We start from the raw sequence: 17,838 nt of genomic DNA on the forward strand, positions 1-17,838 counted from the left end.
TCCAGACTAGGGAAATATCTGGAAGTCCGTGCCAGATAACGACTCGTAGCGGTAGACAAGACTTGCGTTGGAAACTGATTCTTCCAAGCCGCTATTGACGCAAAGCGTCCAATAGCGGTTCTTGACTTTATCTTCGCGATGGAGAATTGCAAAGAGAAACAGGTTTTCAACATAGCGATCGCGAGGAAATAGAACTGAGACAATTTGTAACAAAATTTCTCTCAGATTCTCGTGTAAATTTGCCTCATGCTGCTTGTTTAGATGTGGGCATTATAAGCGATCGCGGTTGGGCAATAATCGAACAAAATGCAGTTTGGGGATCGGGGATTTATGGCTGCGATCCTGTAGAAGTGTTGCGAGTTCTTACACCAAATTAATCTCAATCCTCGGACACAAAACCGGACACCAAAAAGCCGGGGCATAATCCAGGCTTTTTGGGTTCGATCGGCTGGGTTTTGAGTTAGAACTTGTGGGCGTGCAGTACCTCCATCACGTCACAGAGATAGGCGATACCCGAATAATCGTCGAAAAACTGCGATGCGACCTCATCCGAAATCTTCACGGCCATTTCCCGAGTGGGGACAAGCACCTCGAACTTTATATTCGAGTCAGTTTCGGAAACGGTGGGTCCTCCCGACGAGCGCACGTTGCGACTGCCTTTACCGCCAGCGTCCACCACCGTATAACCGGTAGCCCCGGCTTCCTCAATGATCTTGGCGACTTGTTTCAGCAACAACTTTTCCGTGACGATGACGAGCTTGCTGGCTTGCTGGGTCATTATGTATTACCTCTTGATGTGTGTATTTATTGAACGACATAGAAATTTAGGAAAACGGCAGCACCGTGCGTTATCGCGCCGATCTAGCTGCCGCATTGGTCGCAGGGCTAGGGGAGCGCCGACAGACCTAGACCCGTCTGGGATTTAGCCGCCCAGCGCCTGGGCAAGCCCGACAAAGATCGGTATTCCCAAGGCGATCGCAACTGGCGTGCCGACGGCTGTGGACGCGCCAATGTAGGCGGAGGGATTGGCCGATGGAATACCGGCTCGTAAAGTGGGCGGCCCTGAGATGTCTGAACTAGAGGCAGCGATGACGGCTAGGATCGCGACACCGCCAAGGCTGAATCCCGTGATGTAGTGGGCAATCATGCCAAGACCGAAGGCGATGAACCCATGCAGCAGTGGTGCCACAAAAGCATATATCGCGTACCACTGTCCCACCTTGCGTAGCTCGCCCAGCCTTGAAGCCGCCTCCATACCCATTACCAGCATCAGTACCGAAAGCAGCCCTCGGAAGAGGGGATTGTAGAAGGTGTCATAGACACTTTTCGGTTCGGTTAGCAGGCCGAGAGCGAGGCCGAGCAGCAGTGCTGATAGGGCAGAACCTTGAAGGCTTTCCTTCACGATAGGCCATATCTTGACCCGCTTGCTTGCAGTATCGCGCTTGGGATACCCGCGTGCAGTAATGCGCTGCTCATTGGGATACCCGCCTGCGGTATCGGGCTGCTCATTGGGATACCCGCCTGCGGTATCGCGCTGCTTTTTGGTATAAATGCTGGCCAAGACGATCGCGGTCACGAGGGCTGGGATATCCATGAAGGGATAGAGGGCGGCGGCCCAAGGCTCGTATGAGACACCTTGCACGTCCAGTATCGTTAGGGCGGCGGCGAGGGTAGAGCCACTCACGGCACCGAACAAGCCCGCAGTCGCAATGCCATCCTCGACTTTGACCTTCGGCAGCGCGCATAAAGTGTAGCGCCCGATAAATACGATAAGGATCCCTATTGCCACGGCGAACACTGCGGGCAACAGTATCTCCGCCAGATTGGAGTCGCGGATCCCCTGTCCACCGGTCAGGCCGACTTTCATGAGCAGCATGAAGACAATGAACTTATAGGCTGCATCTGGAATTGATAGTCGGCTACCGAGGGAGGCGACGACTATACCACCAATCAGAAAGCCAAGTGTGGGGGACTGTAACTGCGTCAGGAAACGCATCAGGAAATCGGACAAAAAGTCCACGTTTAATTCCTCCTTGAATTAGATATTAAGGGGTCAAGACAGCAGGCAAGGGTGGCCTCGAATCTTGGGTAGCTGGTTCTACGCACCTAGGTGAGGAACGAGTCAACTTGTCACTCTATTGCATCTGCATCCTAGTGCGTCGTATGCTGGAAGATAAGGTTTCGCTTCGGCGATCGCAAATGATCTCGTTCATCAGTGGCGATTCATTGGCAATGGCTTGTTTAAACCATAGTTTACCAGCAATTGGTTTGTAAAAGTTAAGGCTATAATTAGGAAAAAGCATCATTCAGATTAAAGATAATGATAAGACTCTACAATAGTCATATTTCCTCCAATACTCGCCGCGTTTGGGTTGCACTCCTTGAGAAAAATCTAGAATTTGAGGAGACATTTATCCAACTGAACCAAGGGGAACAATTTACACCGGAATTTCTAAAAATTAATCCTTTTCATCATATTCCTGTTCTGATTGATGATGGTTTTAAAGTGTTTGAATCTCTGGCTATTCTTGACTATCTAGAAGCCAAATATCCTCATCCTCAACTCATGCCAACGGATGCAGAAAGTATTGCTAAAGTTCGCATGATAGAATTGGTTACACTAAACGAACTCATTCCCCCAACTTTTCCCTTAATGCGAAAGGTTTTAGACTTTGAAGTTCCTGACGAACAATTGGAAAAATCCCAAAAGCAAGTTGCAAATGTTTTACAATTTTTTGAAGACCAACTCGACGAAAATCAACCCTATTTTCTAGGCGATCGCCTAACTTTGGCTGATATTGTTGCGGGAACAACTGTTCCGACTTTATTGTTCTTTGGGATTTCTTTGTCAGAATATCCTAAAATTACGAAATGGTGCGAGACATTACAACAGCGAGAAAGTTGGCAAAAAACAACACCTTCTCCGGAAGCAATTGCAGCCGCAAAAGCCGGAATAAAAAAAATACTTCAACAACGTAGTTAATCAGCTAAAATGAAGGAGAAATAATCTAGATTCAGAATTGTGCCGATCGCAATCATTTTCTCCTCTTTATTTCATCTTTAAAGCGGCTACAACTAGACATCCCCAACCCACCAGAAAAGCAACGCCTCCTAATGGCGTAATTGCTCCTAACCATTTAATTCCGGTTAAACTGAGGGTGTATAAACTGCCGGAAAAGATGAATATTCCTACAATAAAAGCAATTCCCGTAGCTGTCAGGAATCCTGGGGACATATCCATGCGACTGAGGAGAATAGCTACCAATAAAAGAGCGAGGGCGTGATACATTTGATACTTGATTCCTGTCTCAAATATAGCTAATGCACTGGTGCTTAATTTGTCTTTAAGGGCGTGGGAAGCAAAAGCTCCTCCTGCGACGGCTAAACCGCCAAAAATTGCCGCGATCGCGATGAAAATTCTCTCCATTTGCTTTTAATTTGCTTGCTTTTATTTAATAACTACGATTCGGGATAAAAAACAATGCCTTCTCGCAGTTGTTGCAGTACAGTTCCAGGATAGTAAAATTGCAGAATGCGATCGTATTTCCAGCCTAAGTTTGCTAAGGTATAAGACCCATATTGATTTAAGCCGACACCGTGACCAAAACCGCCGCCAATAAATTTATAACCTGTTAAATTGCCACTAGCATCAAGAATAGGATCGATGTAAAACAGTGTACTGCGAGGGGGTCCAAAAGCGCTTCGAGCTTCTGTTTTTTGTAATTCTATAATACCGCGATCGGTTTCAATGGTAAAAAGGAGAATTCTTCCCGATGGCGATCGCTCTGTTACAGCCATACGCAGTATTTTTTTGATCCCTGCTAAAGGATGTTTGGTTTTCTCTAAATACTTATTCAAATCCTCAGTGAGTTGAGCAATACTACTTTGCCGATTCCAGCGAAAGACCGCACTTTCTGTCCCATTAAATCCTTGTTTTGAACTAATAAAGCGACGAAAATTAGCTTCATTATCTAAGGGCTGTTGAGCCAGATTCCATTGGGGGTTTGCGCCGTCAATTCTTGCTCGTAAATAAGGTCGAGGTTCCCCATCCCAAATATCTTCAAACTGTGCCGTTACTCCCCCTGTATGGGCGGAATAAAGGGCATCTACTAGCTCATCGTTGTGGGTGAGAACTAATCCTCGTGTGGCTTGAATAGCGCGATCGGCGTTAGCAACTGTTCCGGTTAAACCTTTATAAACCTGACAGTGAACTGTCGCGCAAAGTTCGTAATTATCTGCTTGAAAACGGCGCAAGTTTCTGAGGGCATAAGTACGGGCAATTACGGTTTGTGCTTCAACGGAATTATAAGGGGCATTGGGTCCAATTTCGTGAGGTACAACTCCTCGCAAATAGACTTCGATGGGAACTTCATTGACGAGGGTAAAATTACCGTAAGAATTGGGTTGCACTCGCAAGCGCCCACCAAAAAGAATCGCTTTGTCTCCCTCTTTAACACGGATTAAATTTTTATTACTGGTAATTTCTAGGTTATTGCGATTATAGCGAAAACCATTAATAACAAAAGATACAATCGGAATAGTATTTAAAACTTCCGACTGTAAATAAGGATTAATTTCTCCTCGTTCTTGTAAATTCTCTAACAGCATTCGCCGCAGAATAGGAGTATTATAAGTTTCTCGCTTTGCCCAAACTTGCCAGCGTTCAGGTTGTACAACTTCAACTTCAATGCCTTTTTTTTGCCATTCTAGAGCGCTATTTTCTGCGGTTTCAAAGGTCGCTACATCGCTCAAGACTATCCATTCTTGCAAGAGAGGAGATTCTGTCGATTTAGGCGCAATTTCTAAGACAATATTGCTAACATTTTCTGTTTTTAGCTGTCCGTTTCCGTCCTGAAATTTTACGGTTAAAGTATCTCCTTCGGTACTAGAGAGAGTGAGGCGATCGCCAGCTTCATCACCAAAACGCTGCACAATTCCGACATCAATTTCCATCTCTGGGGAAACTTTTCTTTGGGTTTCAGTCTCGACTTGGGCTTGAATTTGGGCTTGATCGGGAAAAACTAATGCAGGGAGGAAAGAGAGAGTACAAGGGAGAAGTAAAAATAAAGCTGTTTTTTTCATTGTTTTACTGTACTGTATTAACCAATATTGCAAAAATGGACGGATTTACTTATACTGCCCGATTATAAATCCTTTCAACTCAAATATCAAGAATAAACGGAATTTTTGCTATATTATTGATACTTATCGATATTAATGCGATCGCCAAAGCGCAATCTGGACAGTTGAACAACTGTCAAGCATTTTGGAACTATTGCCAAAGTCAGGCTCAGAATAAGATGTAATGAGTAGAGAATTTACAGTTTTATGAATAGCGCTTACATCACCTCTATCGGCAAGTTTTTACCTGGAGAAGCCATTGATAACGACCAAATGGAGGCATACCTTGGACAAGTTAATTCTCGCCCTTCTAAGGTCAGAAAACGCATTCTCAAGAGCAATGGCATTCAACAACGATACTATGCGATCGATCGCGCACAGAATACTCGTTATTCTAACAGTCAGATGGCAGCAAATGCAGTTCGAGATATTTTAAAACAAAACAATTTAGACCCCAAAACTATTGATTTATTAGCCTGTGGAACCACAATTCCCGATCTGCTCGTGCCTGGTTTTGCCAGTATGGTACATGGAGAATTACCGGAATTATCTCCCTTAGAAAGTATCTCAACTCAAGGAGTTTGTTGTGCTGGTGTTTCTGCATTAAACTATGCTGTTTCTCAACTGCAACTCGGGAAACGAAAAACGGCGATCGCGGTGGCTTCAGAATTTCCCTCTCGTTTATTCAAGCATACCAAATTTGCAGACGAAACGGCAATTAAAAACAATAAGTCTCTTGCTTTTGATGTAGAGTTTTTGCGCTGGATGCTATCGGATGGTGCAGGAGCATTTTTAGTTCAAGATCGCCCCAATACAACAGGAATTAGTATTAAAATTGAATGGATAGAACTGGTTTCCCATGCTAATGCTTATCCTCTCTGTATGTATGCAGGAGTTGAGAAAGAAAGCACCAATAAAAGTTGGCTAGATTATTCATCTTATCTTGATGCTGCAAGAGATGGCGCAATGAATTTGCGGCAGAATATTCGCCTGTTGGATAATGTGATTAAATTGGGTGTAGAAGGATGGTTGCGACTAATTGAATTAGGAAAAGTCGATCCTCAAGAAATTGATTGGTTATTGTGTCATTATTCCTCGCATTTCTTTCGCGGTCAAATTGTTGAACTCTTAGAAAAAGCAGATTGCATGATTCCAGAAGAGAAATGGTTTACCAATTTGTACACTCGAGGAAATACGGGATGTGCTTCTATTTATCTCATGTTGGAAGAATTATTTTATTCTGGAAAACTGCGATCGGGACAAAAAATATTCTGTTTTGTTCCAGAAAGTGGACGCTTTACTACTGCATATATGATGCTCAGTGTTGTTGAAAATGAAACCAAAAATACGGTAGAATCTTCTCTTTATTTTAATCAACCCGATACTGTTTCTCCTTTGGCTCAATTACAACCCGATTCAGATCATAACATACAAGCAGAATTGTTGCGTCAATTGGCTTTAGTTTGGCTAGAATTTGAACGAAAATTGCGTTCTGTGCCTATTCTACGAAAACTATATCAGGGAGAATTTACCCTTGAAGATTATAAACTATTGTTGAAAAATTTGCGTCCTCAAGTGGTAGAAGGAGCGAGGTGGATCGCTCGGGCTGCATCAAATATGACAACATTTGAATTACGTTCTTTATTGCTTGGACACGCAGGAGATGAACATCGAGATTTTCAAATGTTAGAGCGAAATTATGTTTCTATTGGAGGGGAATTAATCGAGATTGTAGAAGCAGAAAAAAACATTGGTAGTGAAGCATTATCTGCCTTCATTTTTCACCGGGCTTCTCGTGAAAATCCTATCGATCTTTTGGGTAGTATTTTTATTATTGAAGGACTGGGAAATCAATTAGCTGGTACTTGGGCAAAATACATCCAAGAAACTTTAAGTTTGCGAGACGAACAAGTTTCTTTTTTAGCTTATCATGGCAAAAATGATGAGTCTCATATCGGTAAATTGGAAACTTTAGTGCAAGGAGAATGGATGACAGAGGCGATCGCCAAGCGCGTCGTCAAAACAGCCCGAGTAACCGCACGTTTGTATTTACTCCAATTGGAAGAAATGAATTAAAGCTAATTTTTCTATCGGCTGAGTATAGCCTACTTTTAATCAAGACTATGAACAAAAAAGATAACTCTCTGTACGAATTTAAGCCCTACGATCGCAAAAATCCCGATACTTGGGATGTTCTCTATCTCGATAATGCTATTCCTGTCAATCTGGTGTCAAAAACTTACATGATTCGGGATTTAAAAAGCTGGACGCGCAGTTATTTACTCCTTCCGATCAAAGTGTTTGCTAACCTTGCTCTAGCATTGATTTTGATAGTTAAACGCTTGCTTCCTTTCCAGTTCAAGTTTTACACATTTATGCACCGATCGGCAGCATTTTTTCTGCAAAACTTTGTCACTCCTGAAGCCTGTTATTTAATCGTCCGGCATATTTGTCTCGGTTCTAATCTCATTAACTTTCTGATTGATAATGGTCCCGATCGCAACATTGAAAAAGCAGCCCTTTATCCCAAAACGGTCAGCGATCTGGCGACCCAAATTGCTTTTCTCGAACATGACCTCATCTTGTATAATTTTGTGTGGGACTATCATCAAGCAGAACAAAAGAATCCCAACTGGGTTGCAGAAGTGAAGCAACGAGGAATCAATTTTGAGAGTATTCGAGATGTGTCAGTTGATATTGACTTTACGCGACGCAGTTGGCTGAGAATCCTCGATTTAGAATCCGCGATCGAACTTTTCAAGGTTTTCTATTCTCTCTGTTTGACCTGTGATGAATTTGAACGCGCTGTTTTATCACTGCAATTCGATGAAAATTTTGCAATGTATATGAGTAAAATCTTGGAGAGTTCCGAGTGGAATCATATTATTAGAAATCGTCATCCTCTTGCCCCCAATAGCACTTTTAATGCCGCCCGAGACCTTTTTTTGCATGGTGTGATGACTGAATATATTCATCGCTTGTTAGAAATTTATAAAGAACAAAGTTGAGTGGCGATCGCACTGCAATAACCCAGACAATTTCCTCTCTATTCATTATTTTCAGAGCCTGATAAATTTAGTTACGCATCTGCTAAAATACTGCTTAGAAAGGTTTGTACTGTTCTATTAAAAATTTCTGGTTTACTCAAAAATACCCAATGATGCCCAGGGACTTCGCGAATTTGTAATTGAGTTAAATAGGTTTTATAGGGTTTGAGTTGGATTTCCGTGCGATTAAATCCCGCTTCCGGTTTAATAAATAGGGCAGGAAGATCGAGATAGTGAGTTAATCCTGAAACATTCATCACTTCTGCAAAAATACCATCTCGTGCGGGTATAGTAAATTTGCTGCCCCAAGTTCCGTTGGATTTCTCTTCAATTCCGGCTTGAAATACTTGTTGTTGGAATTTTGTCCAACTTCGATATTGTTTTAATTGTTTGGCCTGTTTTTCGGCTTCCTCATAACTTGAAAAAGGTCCCATTCCTTGCAAAAAAGGAAGAACGCGATATAAAATTGGGAAAGTGAATTTCATCCACCCAGGCATAGAGCCAATAAAAATGGGATCGACTAAGATTAAACTACGAATTTGTTCGGGATTTTGCATTGCCCAAACGCAACTTAGTTTTCCGCCCCAAGAATGCCCTAAAATATGGGTAGAGTTCCAGTCTAAATGTTCGATCAATGCTTGCAGATCGCCAATAATTTCGCTAAAACTATATCCCATTTCTGGTTTGCTAGTTTCTCCGTGTCCCCGCAAATCGGGAGCAATAATATGATAGTCTTCGGCGAGATAATTTCCCAAACTCGACCAAACTAAAGCACAATCAGCTAAACCATGAAGTAATAGTAATGGTTCTTTACCGCGATTCCATTCTAGGTAAGAAAGTTGAATATTATTAGCTAAAGATAATGTTTTACGAGCAAACATAATTAAGATTGGCAAAATTATTGATACTGCTACTCTAGCAGATGCGATCGCCATTAACATACTCTTGCAAAGAGGGAGAGGAATTGGGTGCATCTCAGGTTTGTAAAAATCTCGCTCCCTAGAGTCCTAATTATTTGAGGAAATGTTGTTTATAGCTGAGAAAAATTGCTTTGTTGATAATCCAACAAAAGGGCGCGACATTGCAAACAGGTTAATTGTTGTAAGAGAGAGTGAATTCCTTGAGATGTAACTGGATAAGTAAAGCCGAGTAATTCTGGATCGATCGCAATGTCAGGAGATAAGTTAGCAACAAAACCATACAGTTTTTGATTAGAAAAAGAACTGTTAACGATCCAACCTTCAGTATTAAGGGGAGTTAGTTGTTGAATCGCTTCGGGGAGTATTCCTAGTTCTCGTTTTAGAATCAGTGCGATCGCCTTTTCTGGGTTTTGCTTGTTGGAAATTCGTCCTCCCGGAAAGTCAAGGGTTACTTGTCCGATACCAGGACGATAACTGGGTTTGGGTAACAAAAAGCGATCGCGTTGCAGAGTCAGAATAATCACTGAGTCTGCTTTCTCTACGCGCCAATAATCGAGGCATTTTCCTGTATTATCTTCCAGGCGATCGCAAATTAATTTGACCCAAGGTGAGTTGATTTCGACAAGGCGATCGTGAGTTTGCCAAGGTTGTTGCTCTGCTGAATTAGACATGATATTGTGAGATAACGTAATCGTGAATTATTACAAAAATAGTTCTTAAAAAGATTTATTAGGACTTACGCATTAGCGGGCAAGATGCCCGCACTACCATCACAATAGAATACGGGAACTGTGTAAGTCCTATTTATGTTTCTTTTCCAACTAAATTTTGTATTTCTCTCTCGAATTCTGGATTGTTGGATAAATCCAAATCTCGCAGAAGAATATTAATTGGAGTTTGAGAAATAGGAAAACGAAAAAATGCCGCGATCGCAATTCGTCTAATCTGCCAAGACCAAGGAAATTTTTTCAGAAATACTTGACCTGTTTTAGGAATAATTCCTAGCGATCGCTCTTTTCCTCCGCTTTTCAATTGCAGATCATAGATAAAAATTTCCTCTATATCTTCCCAATCGATCGCACCAATTTGAGAAAAAAAAGTATTGTCCCGAATGCCGCGATCGTCAATTCTTAAAGCCGGTTTATTGTAATATTTTAATAAATAGATTGAGTAATGAAAGGTTAAATAGCCAAAATAACAAGCCAGTAAACTTCCCACTACATAATCTAAAAATCTTGGCTCTTTATTGGCTAAAGACGCAACAACTAACCAAAAAGAAAATACCAGAGAAAGTGAGACTATCAGAAAGGCGATCGCGATTCTTTTCTGGTTGGCATGAATTGTTAACTTTTCTTGCTTATTCTTGACAAAATCCATTTGTGTTTTCCTTTTTTACAATACTTCTAAAACTGCCTTGGGGGACAATTTATCTTTAAACCAAATAACTTTTGCGGGGACATCCTCCATTTTAATGCCAGACTTTTCTAAATTTAAACGCTCGGAAATTGCTAGAATTAAATTATCAACATCAGACTGACGAACTTGGGAAAACTTTTTGCGTAAATACTCAGGTCGCCAATAGCCAACAATTTCTAAAATATAATCTTTTCCGTCAGGATGTACCAAACGAAAATCAGGAATCATCACACTGCCTGGAATAGGAATCAGATTCACTTCTCTCTCTAAAACCCACTCAGTTTTTGTCTTTTCCCACCGTTTCGCAAAAGATTCTTCAATCATGCTATCATAAGGCTTTCCAGGAGGATAATGAGTGACTAAATTACAGCGATCGTCCAATTCAAAAATCCCCTTCTTTTTTGCTCCCGTGTAAAAATCTTTATGTTGCAGGACAGCTTTTAAACTCCATTTCGTGACATGAAGAAGAGCAGGCAACATTTTTGCAAAAGCTAATCCATAGCGCGTGCTAGACTTAAATAAACTGGTGGGTCCATCGAGAGTAATTGTAAATCCATGCTCTACATCTCCTTCAATATAAAACATAAGTTGAAACAGTTTTAAATAGCGAAATAAGAGTTTATATTCTCCAGGAACATTACGATGGGCATTGAGAGTGACTTCGCTGGCACGATAGAAGATACCTTGAACTTGAGACAAATTGTAACGATGCAGTAATGTATCGGGGGCAGGAGTTTCAAATTCAGTTAAAATACGATTTTCTTGTAGATCGGCGTAGAGTCCCTTTTGAATCTCAACCGGTAAAACTTCCCGATTCAGTTCTTTTGATAAAATACTGGATAAAGATTCTAAACTTGGGGTACGATTGTTAGGGAGAGGAGGAGTCCCTGCGGCATGAGAAAAAACACGCTGTCGTAATAATTGGGGTTCGAGAGGACTAACAATTTCAAAAGTTGAAAAACTATTTCTCAGGAGGTGAGCCAGTCCCCGCTTTACGCGATAATCAGGACTATCCCCCTCCAAGTCTCTGAGTTGGCGATCGAGTTCTCCTTGGGTTTTTCCCAGACAATTTTGAAAGCACTCAATTTGTTCTGCTGCAAGGGCGATCGCATTGGCATCTAGGTTTAAGCGTTTGGGGGCGATCGCTTCCCCATTCATGCGATAACTAAGAAGGTCACTTGGTAACATTGCTAACGGATTTTTAAAACAAGATCGGGTATCAACGATTAATTAGGATACTGCTTAAGGACTGCGATCGCGAATAAATCTTAAATAACGTGAATTATGATGAATTATCCTGGCGAACGATTATTAGAAGCACAATTAGAACACTATCAACAGTGGTACGAACAGGCACGAGAACTGCACGATCGCGGTTATTATGACGAGGCTTTAATTTATTATGATAAGGCCTTAGAATATCAACCCGATGATTATTGGGTATGGTATCATCGTGGCGGGGTTTTGGAGAAAATGCGGTGTTATGGAGAGGCCTTGGAGAGTTATCATAAAGCCTTGCAAATTAATTCTCATTCTTATTGGCCTTGGTATGAAATGGGCTGTATTGCTTTAGAGGAATTACAAGAATACGAACGGGCGATCGCTTATTTTCAGAGTGCCTTAGAAATTAGACCGGAAGATTATTGGAGTTATTATAAACAAGGAGAAGCCTGGCGCAAAAGCAAGCATTATGAAGATGCGATCGCCTGTTTTGAGAAAGCATTAACTATTCGTAGTGATGATTTTTGGTCGATTTATCGACAAGGAGATGTCTATCAAGAAATTGGTAATTTAGAGCAAGCATTGTGCTTCTATGAACGTGCATTACACATTAAACCCAATGATTGTTGGTCATGGTATCAACGGGGAAATATTTTGCAAAAACAAGGATATTTATATGCTGCTATATCGAGTTACCGTCGCGCTTTAGAGTTTGACTTTGAAAATGATATATTTTGGTACGAACAAGCAGTTTGTTATACTCTACTAGGAGATATTAATGGTGCGATCAGAACTTTAGAACAAGCAATTTTTCTGATTCCAGATAAATACATTACTTTAGTTGAATCCAAAATTATCTTTGCAAAAATGAGAGAAAAAGAAGAGTTTAAAAATTTCTTGCAAACAGCAAAAAATCTCTTATCATCGCCTAAGAATCAATAACAATCAATGAATTTTTAATATGAAACTGCTCTGTAATTATTCATGTACTGGGGTTGACAAAACCCTCGGTTTATGTATTCTGTAGGGGCGTTTCATGCAACGCCCCTACTCTTTCAACCAAGCAAATATCTCACCCAGCTTAAGCTGAAACACTCCAGCAAACTCTGGCATTGGTAACACTACATTTACATCTTCAAATACGCGCACCGATCGATCGATCCCATAGACAAAGATTAATGATTCTGCTGGGTCCAACAACCACCCCATTTCAGTCCCATGATCGAGACAATAGAGAATATTGCGAATAACCTTGCTTTGGCTCTGCTGAGGCGATAAAATCTCAATAGTCCAATCTGGATGGAGATGGAATAAATTGGCCACTTGTCCATCGCGATCGCGGGGAATTCTTTCTGTACGAAAAACGGAAACATCTGGAACAATCGATCGCCCACCAAATGTACACCGTAATTCGGGGAATGCTTGGGCAATTTTTTCGGTTTTCAAGGCAAGTGTTAGCGCAAAACTCAATTCCCGTTGCAGAATACTGTGCTTTCCTTGAGGCATTGGTTTTTGAATGATTTCTCCGTTAATATATTCATTCGCAGGTTTTGTCTCTGGTATGTGCAAAAATTCTTCCAGTGACAATAATTTTGTTGGTATTTTCAACATGGAATTATCCTTTACTTTTAGAATTTTATGGGTTTCGGGTTGGGATAGTTTTATAATTGTATAATTGTGAAAGAGGTAAAATACTTGCCAACGACTCAACAGGCGTTCCAATGCTTTCAATTGTGCCAGAACCTCACCAATATGTATCTTTCTGTGGATATGGTTCGTTTGGATGCCAGAACGGGGAATGCTATCATTCTAACAGGAGAAGAAATTTTAATCGAGATTTATCCAAACGGAAATTGGAGGTTTGTCAATGAAATCTGACTTTCAAATAATGACAATGAAAGAACTAAAAAAGTATGTTCTAGACCATCGACACGATCAAACTGCATTTCAGGTATTAATGGAGCGTATTGATTGCCAACCTCAAGACAAAGTTTATGGGGAGGTAAATACCGAACAGTTTTCCGCACTACTCGAACAACATCGCCGTTTTCAGAAAGAGCGATATTATGAGTGAAAAATCGCCAAATTATTTTGATGCCATTCCTCCTAATTCACGAAACTTTTCAACAAACTATCCAAGGTGAAGGCTATTGGATCGGAACACCTTGCGACTTTATTCGCCTTTATGGATGTCCCGTAAAATGTCCTTGGTGCGATACGGGTTATGCTGATGGAGGAGGGGCGATCGCAGCCCAAAAAGTAGAAATTACCGATTTAATTGCCGAACTCAAAAGCGATCGCGTGGTTATTTCCGGAGGCGAACCTTTTTTTCAAACCAATCTTAAACCTTTAACCGAGGCAATTCTGAAAACTGGCAAAAAAATCTCCATCGAAACCTCTGGATCTCGCTGGCAGTTACTATCAGAAACAGTGTGGATAACCCTAAGCCCTAAAGAACATCTTAACCCTGAATTTCCTGTAATTCCTGAATTTTGGCAGCGTGCCAATGAAATTAAAATTGTCATTAGTGACGGCAAAGAACCTTATTTTTATCAACAGTATTTGCAAGCAGAATCTCCTCTCTTTTTTCAACCCGAATGGAACGATCGCGATCGCACCATCCCTCTCACCTTAAATCTATTAAGAGAATTTCCCCACGCTCGCTTATCCCCCCAACTGCACAAATACTTGCAGATTCCCTAAGTTAATTCCATCTTTTAAATGTAAGGCATTTCTAAAGGAATTTGTCCCATAATACCCTTGCGAAAATCATTTAAAAGCAGAACAGCCACCCTTTCTACGTCACCGTGATAGCGATCGCCCCCCAACTGATGAATATATTCTTCTCCTGTCCTATCCGTCGGATCGAGGCCGTAGCGAGAAGTCAGCACTTCACTATAATCACCCGCCTTTAAAAGATCGACTAAAGTTGCAGCAACCCATTGATTCTCATAAGATGCCTCGCCAATATCCTCACAAATGGCTAATTTTAGCGCATCTTCTTGATTATCCAAACGCCAAGGAATAATTCCAGGTGCGTCTAGAAGCTCGATTTCTTCGGAAATTCGCACCCATTGTAACTGCCTAGTCACCCCCGCACGCCTGGCACTTTTCACCGCTTTACGCCCCACCAAACGGTTAATGAGAGCAGATTTGCCCACATTGGGAAAGCCGATCACCACCGCCCGCACAGGACGAGGCTTCATGCCGCGATCGCGCCGTCGTTGGTTAACCCCCGTCTCCATTTTTTGGGCAGCTTTGGCGATCGCATTAACACCTTTTCCCTGTTTGGCATCCGTAAGATAAAGAGTTTCGCCCCGCTCCTCAAACCACTTGCGCCAAGTATGATGTAAGGAAGCAGGAATCATATCCATACGATTGAGAATGAGGAGACGGGGTTTATGCTGAATCCATTCTTTCACCTGGGGATGTTGCGTCGCTAAGGGAATTCTCGCATCGAGGACTTCTAAAACCACATCCACACGCTTGAGATTTTCTTTCAGTTGTCGCTCCGCTTTAGCGATATGACCGGGATACCATTGAATAGCAGGACTCATTTTTTTTTCAATTATCAATTATCAATTACCAATTATCAATGTTTCTTGTTCTTGACTCTTCCGAGAACAACAATCAAGCTATAATTATTAAGATTTGTTGCAAAAACGAACAAATAATCCGAAAAGTAGCCTCTCCTACTGAGGTTCCACCGATATATGGCTGGGTCTTCAACGAAAAAATTCCATGATTCTCAAACAAAAAACGTTGTTAGAAGTATTGCCTCCCGATCTTGATCGCGATCGCCTGCCCAAGCACGTTGCTGCCATTATGGACGGCAATGGGCGCTGGGCGAAACGTCAGGGAATGCCGCGCATTATGGGACATCGACAAGGGGTCTATGCCTTGAAAGATTTATTGCGGTGTTGCAAAGACTGGGGCATTCCCGCCCTAACAGTGTATGCGTTTTCTACGGAAAATTGGGGTCGTCCTCTTGAAGAAGTAGAATTCCTCATGACCCTATTTGAGAAGGTTTTGCGGCGAGAATTGGCGGAAATGATGGCGGAAAACGTTCGCATTCGTTTTGTGGGGAATTTGGAGGCATTACCCACTTCCCTGCAAGAAGAAATTGCGAGATCGATGGAAGATACAAAGAACAATCAAGATGTTGAATTTACCGTCGCGACTAATTATGGGGGACGACAAGAAATTATTCAAGCCTGTCGGGAGATCGCCAAAAAGATCAAGACAGGAGAGATCGAACCCGAGGCGATCGACGAGCAAATATTCGAGGAACACCTTTATACCCACGATATATCTAATCCCGATTTACTGATTCGTACCAGTGGAGAAATGCGGATCAGTAATTTTCTCCTCTGGCAAATGGCCTATGCTGAAATTTACGTGACGGAAACTCCCTGGCCGGCTTTCGATCGAGAAGCATTTCATCAAGCCTTAATTGATTATCAGCAAAGAGAACGGCGTTTTGGTAAGGTTGGCAAAAAGATTTAAAAAAGAATGTTCAGACCTTCAATTAATCGGAGGATCGCCGTTTTCTGGAAAAGAATGATCCTGGCGATCGCACTGGTCCTTTGTCTTTCAATTCTTCCAGTTTGGGCCAATGGGGAAACTAAAGTTCCCGTCGTCCTCAATGGCCGCGTGGTCTTTGAAGTAGGCGCATTTGAAGAGTTCAAAGCTGGCGATCGCGCTCAGTCTATCAGCGATCGCTTACAAGAAATTTCTGAATCTCAAAAGACCCCCAAAATTGTGATTGAGAACCAAAATAAATCAATCGTCGTCCGAGTCAACGATCTTTATCTCCTAACAGTAACAGAGCAAGATTTACGAGAAGGAAGAACCCCTCGAGAACAAGCAGAATTTTGGACGCAGCGACTCCGACAAGTTCTGCGGGAAGCACAGAAGGAAAAACAACCGGAATATTTGCGAAATCGTGGCCTTTTCGGGGGGGCGATCTTGTTAGTCGCGATCGCTCTGCACTGGGTAATTGGCCGAGTATGGTATTACCTTCGCGATCGGTTTATCGAGAAACGAGAAGAGGAAGAAATACCTCCAGATACTCTTTCCAATTCAACTTTATTTTTTAAATTAATGCTCCTCCTAGCTCGAACTTGGTTATGGGGGAGCGTTGTTTTTTTTATTGCCGATTTATTTCCCCTTTCCCGTCAGTGGAGTTATGAAATTCGCGAGATTCTGCGGGTTAGTTTTACTTCTTCTTTCGTGACATTAGGCGATCGGGCTTATTCTATTATCGATCTGGCACTCTTATTATTGATGCTTTGGGGGACATTTGTTGCAGTTGGCATCGCAATGAAATTTTTGCGAACGCGCCTACTGCAATTAACACAAATTGAACGAGGAGCCCAAGAGGTTATTTCGGTTCTCCTGCGCTATAGTTTTCTCCTTATTGGTACAATCATCGTTTTACAAATTTGGGGCATTAATTTGAGTTCTTTAGCTCTATTTGGTAGTGTCGTTGGGGTCGGTATCGGCTTAGGTTTTCAAGATATCGCCAAGAACTTTGCCAGCGGCCTTGTCTTACTATTTGAAGGTTCAATTCAAGTCGGGGATTTTATTGAACTGAAAGAGCAAATGGGAACAGTCGAGAAAGTTGGCGCTCGCAGTATTATTTTACAAACCTTGGACAAAATTTCGATTATTGTTCCTAACTATCGCTTACTGGAAGATAAAGTGATTAATTGGACGCATTCTAATCCCATATCTCGCTTGCATCTTCCCGTTGGTATTGCTTATGGTAGTAATCTAAGCACGGTTAAAAATATTTTATTACAAGCAGCACGAGAAAATCTAGAAGTTCTTTCTTCCCCACCACCAAACGTTATTTTTATTGGCTTTGGTGATAGTTCTTTGGATTTTGAATTATTAGTCTGGAGTGCTAATCCCAGTCGCCAAGTTCCACTTAAAAGCGATTTATATTTTCGCATTGAAGAATTATTGACTCAAGAAGGGATTGAAATTCCTTTTCCGCAACGAGATTTGAATTTGCGATCGCAGCATATTCCGATTCAATTATCTCCTCAACTCGAAGCAGGAATTTTGAAGTTTTTGGAAGGGCAACAGAAAGAGTAAATTGAAATTGA

General features: G+C 41.7%; 20 protein-coding genes and 1 pseudogene. 10 read left to right on the forward strand and 11 right to left on the reverse strand.

Annotated elements, in window-relative coordinates; translation table 11 throughout:
* Positions 1-140: 140 nt before the first annotated feature.
* Positions 141-377, forward strand: a pseudogene (locus tag JUI58_RS12000) (DUF4343 domain-containing protein); the annotation flags it as partial.
* A gap of 83 nt (positions 378-460) precedes the next feature.
* On the opposite strand, the gene JUI58_RS12005 reads toward JUI58_RS12000, so the two are convergent.
* From JUI58_RS12005 to JUI58_RS12015, 3 genes are all read right to left on the reverse strand, one after another.
* On the reverse strand, positions 461-778 hold the full coding sequence (locus JUI58_RS12005) for a hypothetical protein (protein WP_204104025.1): 318 nt from the start codon (positions 776-778) through the stop codon (positions 461-463).
* 144 nt (positions 779-922) lie between these two features.
* Positions 923-2,020 carry a sodium-dependent bicarbonate transport family permease gene (locus JUI58_RS12010; RefSeq protein ID WP_204104026.1) on the reverse strand — a complete coding sequence of 366 codons (1,098 nt, stop codon included), beginning with the start codon at positions 2,018-2,020 and terminating at the stop codon, positions 923-925.
* Positions 2,021-2,135: 115 nt separating this feature from the next.
* Positions 2,136-2,306 carry a hypothetical protein gene (locus tag JUI58_RS12015; protein WP_204104027.1) on the reverse strand — a complete coding sequence of 57 codons (171 nt, stop codon included), beginning with the start codon at positions 2,304-2,306 and terminating at the stop codon, positions 2,136-2,138.
* 14 nt (positions 2,307-2,320) lie between these two features.
* On the opposite strand from JUI58_RS12015, the gene JUI58_RS12020 reads away from it, so the two are divergent.
* On the forward strand, positions 2,321-2,983 hold the full coding sequence (locus JUI58_RS12020) for a glutathione S-transferase family protein (RefSeq protein ID WP_204104028.1): 663 nt from the start codon (positions 2,321-2,323) through the stop codon (positions 2,981-2,983).
* 66 nt (positions 2,984-3,049) lie between these two features.
* Here JUI58_RS12020 and JUI58_RS12025 read toward each other — a convergent pair whose 3' ends face one another.
* On the reverse strand, positions 3,050-3,427 hold the full coding sequence (locus JUI58_RS12025; RefSeq protein ID WP_204104029.1) for a DUF423 domain-containing protein: 378 nt from the start codon (positions 3,425-3,427) through the stop codon (positions 3,050-3,052).
* Between the two features lie 32 nt (positions 3,428-3,459).
* Entirely contained in the window at positions 3,460-5,082 is a 1,623-nt protein-coding gene (locus JUI58_RS12030) for a SpoIID/LytB domain-containing protein (RefSeq protein WP_239121421.1), read from the reverse strand.
* A gap of 246 nt (positions 5,083-5,328) precedes the next feature.
* Between JUI58_RS12030 and JUI58_RS12035 the strand changes: the two genes are divergently transcribed.
* Positions 5,329-7,197 (forward strand): beta-ketoacyl-ACP synthase III, encoded by a 1,869-nt coding sequence (locus tag JUI58_RS12035; RefSeq protein ID WP_204104030.1) that lies wholly within the window; start codon positions 5,329-5,331, stop codon positions 7,195-7,197.
* Between the two features lie 47 nt (positions 7,198-7,244).
* Complete coding sequence (locus JUI58_RS12040; protein WP_204104031.1) at positions 7,245-8,129, forward strand: hypothetical protein; 885 nt, start codon at positions 7,245-7,247, stop codon at positions 8,127-8,129.
* Positions 8,130-8,200: 71 nt separating this feature from the next.
* Here the strand turns inward: JUI58_RS12040 and JUI58_RS12045 are convergent, their stop codons facing one another.
* The 4 genes from JUI58_RS12045 to JUI58_RS12060 all read right to left on the reverse strand — a co-directional run bounded on the left by JUI58_RS12045 (position 8,201) and on the right by JUI58_RS12060 (position 11,692).
* Positions 8,201-9,049: an alpha/beta hydrolase gene (locus tag JUI58_RS12045; protein WP_204104065.1), complete on the reverse strand. Its 849-nt coding sequence runs from the start codon at positions 9,047-9,049 to the stop codon at positions 8,201-8,203.
* Positions 9,050-9,198: 149 nt separating this feature from the next.
* A complete protein-coding gene (locus JUI58_RS12050; RefSeq protein ID WP_204104032.1) occupies positions 9,199-9,759 on the reverse strand; it encodes an NUDIX hydrolase in 561 nt (186 codons plus the stop codon).
* 133 nt (positions 9,760-9,892) lie between these two features.
* Positions 9,893-10,465: an STM3941 family protein gene (locus tag JUI58_RS12055; RefSeq protein WP_204104033.1), complete on the reverse strand. Its 573-nt coding sequence runs from the start codon at positions 10,463-10,465 to the stop codon at positions 9,893-9,895.
* Between the two features lie 15 nt (positions 10,466-10,480).
* Positions 10,481-11,692 (reverse strand): DUF790 family protein, encoded by a 1,212-nt coding sequence (locus tag JUI58_RS12060; protein WP_204104034.1) that lies wholly within the window; start codon positions 11,690-11,692, stop codon positions 10,481-10,483.
* Between the two features lie 96 nt (positions 11,693-11,788).
* Between JUI58_RS12060 and JUI58_RS12065 the strand changes: the two genes are divergently transcribed.
* Positions 11,789-12,667 (forward strand): tetratricopeptide repeat protein, encoded by an 879-nt coding sequence (locus tag JUI58_RS12065; RefSeq protein ID WP_204104035.1) that lies wholly within the window; start codon positions 11,789-11,791, stop codon positions 12,665-12,667.
* A 105-nt stretch (positions 12,668-12,772) separates the two neighbouring features.
* On the opposite strand, the gene JUI58_RS12070 is transcribed toward JUI58_RS12065, so the two are convergent.
* Positions 12,773-13,336, reverse strand: coding sequence for a Uma2 family endonuclease (locus tag JUI58_RS12070; RefSeq protein ID WP_204104036.1), 564 nt, complete (start codon positions 13,334-13,336; stop codon positions 12,773-12,775).
* Between the two features lie 66 nt (positions 13,337-13,402).
* On the opposite strand from JUI58_RS12070, the gene JUI58_RS12075 reads away from it, so the two are divergent.
* The 3 genes from JUI58_RS12075 to JUI58_RS12085 are packed head-to-tail and all read left to right on the forward strand — an operon-like array spanning position 13,403 to position 14,428.
* The gene (locus JUI58_RS12075) at positions 13,403-13,603 is read left to right on the forward strand and encodes a hypothetical protein (protein WP_204104037.1); all 201 of its coding nucleotides are present in this window, start codon (positions 13,403-13,405) and stop codon (positions 13,601-13,603) included.
* Positions 13,593-13,799, forward strand: coding sequence for a hypothetical protein (locus JUI58_RS12080; RefSeq protein WP_204104038.1), 207 nt, complete (start codon positions 13,593-13,595; stop codon positions 13,797-13,799). Before JUI58_RS12075 ends, JUI58_RS12080 begins: the two co-directional genes overlap by 11 nt.
* A gap of 20 nt (positions 13,800-13,819) precedes the next feature.
* A complete protein-coding gene (locus JUI58_RS12085) occupies positions 13,820-14,428 on the forward strand; it encodes a 7-carboxy-7-deazaguanine synthase QueE (RefSeq protein WP_239121426.1) in 609 nt (202 codons plus the stop codon).
* Between the two features lie 14 nt (positions 14,429-14,442).
* On the opposite strand, the gene ylqF is transcribed toward JUI58_RS12085, so the two are convergent.
* Entirely contained in the window at positions 14,443-15,282 is an 840-nt protein-coding gene (ylqF, locus tag JUI58_RS12090) for a ribosome biogenesis GTPase YlqF (protein ID WP_204104040.1), read from the reverse strand.
* Positions 15,283-15,466: 184 nt separating this feature from the next.
* Here ylqF and uppS point away from each other — a divergent pair, with 184 nt between their 5' ends.
* Both uppS and JUI58_RS12100 read left to right on the forward strand, forming a co-directional pair.
* On the forward strand, positions 15,467-16,231 hold the full coding sequence (gene uppS / locus JUI58_RS12095) for a polyprenyl diphosphate synthase (RefSeq protein ID WP_204104041.1): 765 nt from the start codon (positions 15,467-15,469) through the stop codon (positions 16,229-16,231).
* 6 nt (positions 16,232-16,237) lie between these two features.
* Positions 16,238-17,827, forward strand: coding sequence for a mechanosensitive ion channel domain-containing protein (locus JUI58_RS12100; protein WP_204104042.1), 1,590 nt, complete (start codon positions 16,238-16,240; stop codon positions 17,825-17,827).
* The last annotated feature ends 11 nt before the right edge of the window (positions 17,828-17,838 follow it).

Origin of the sequence: Spirulina sp. CCY15215, from assembly GCF_016888125.1 — a bacterium.
GTDB lineage: Bacteria > Cyanobacteriota > Cyanobacteriia > Cyanobacteriales > Spirulinaceae > CCY15215.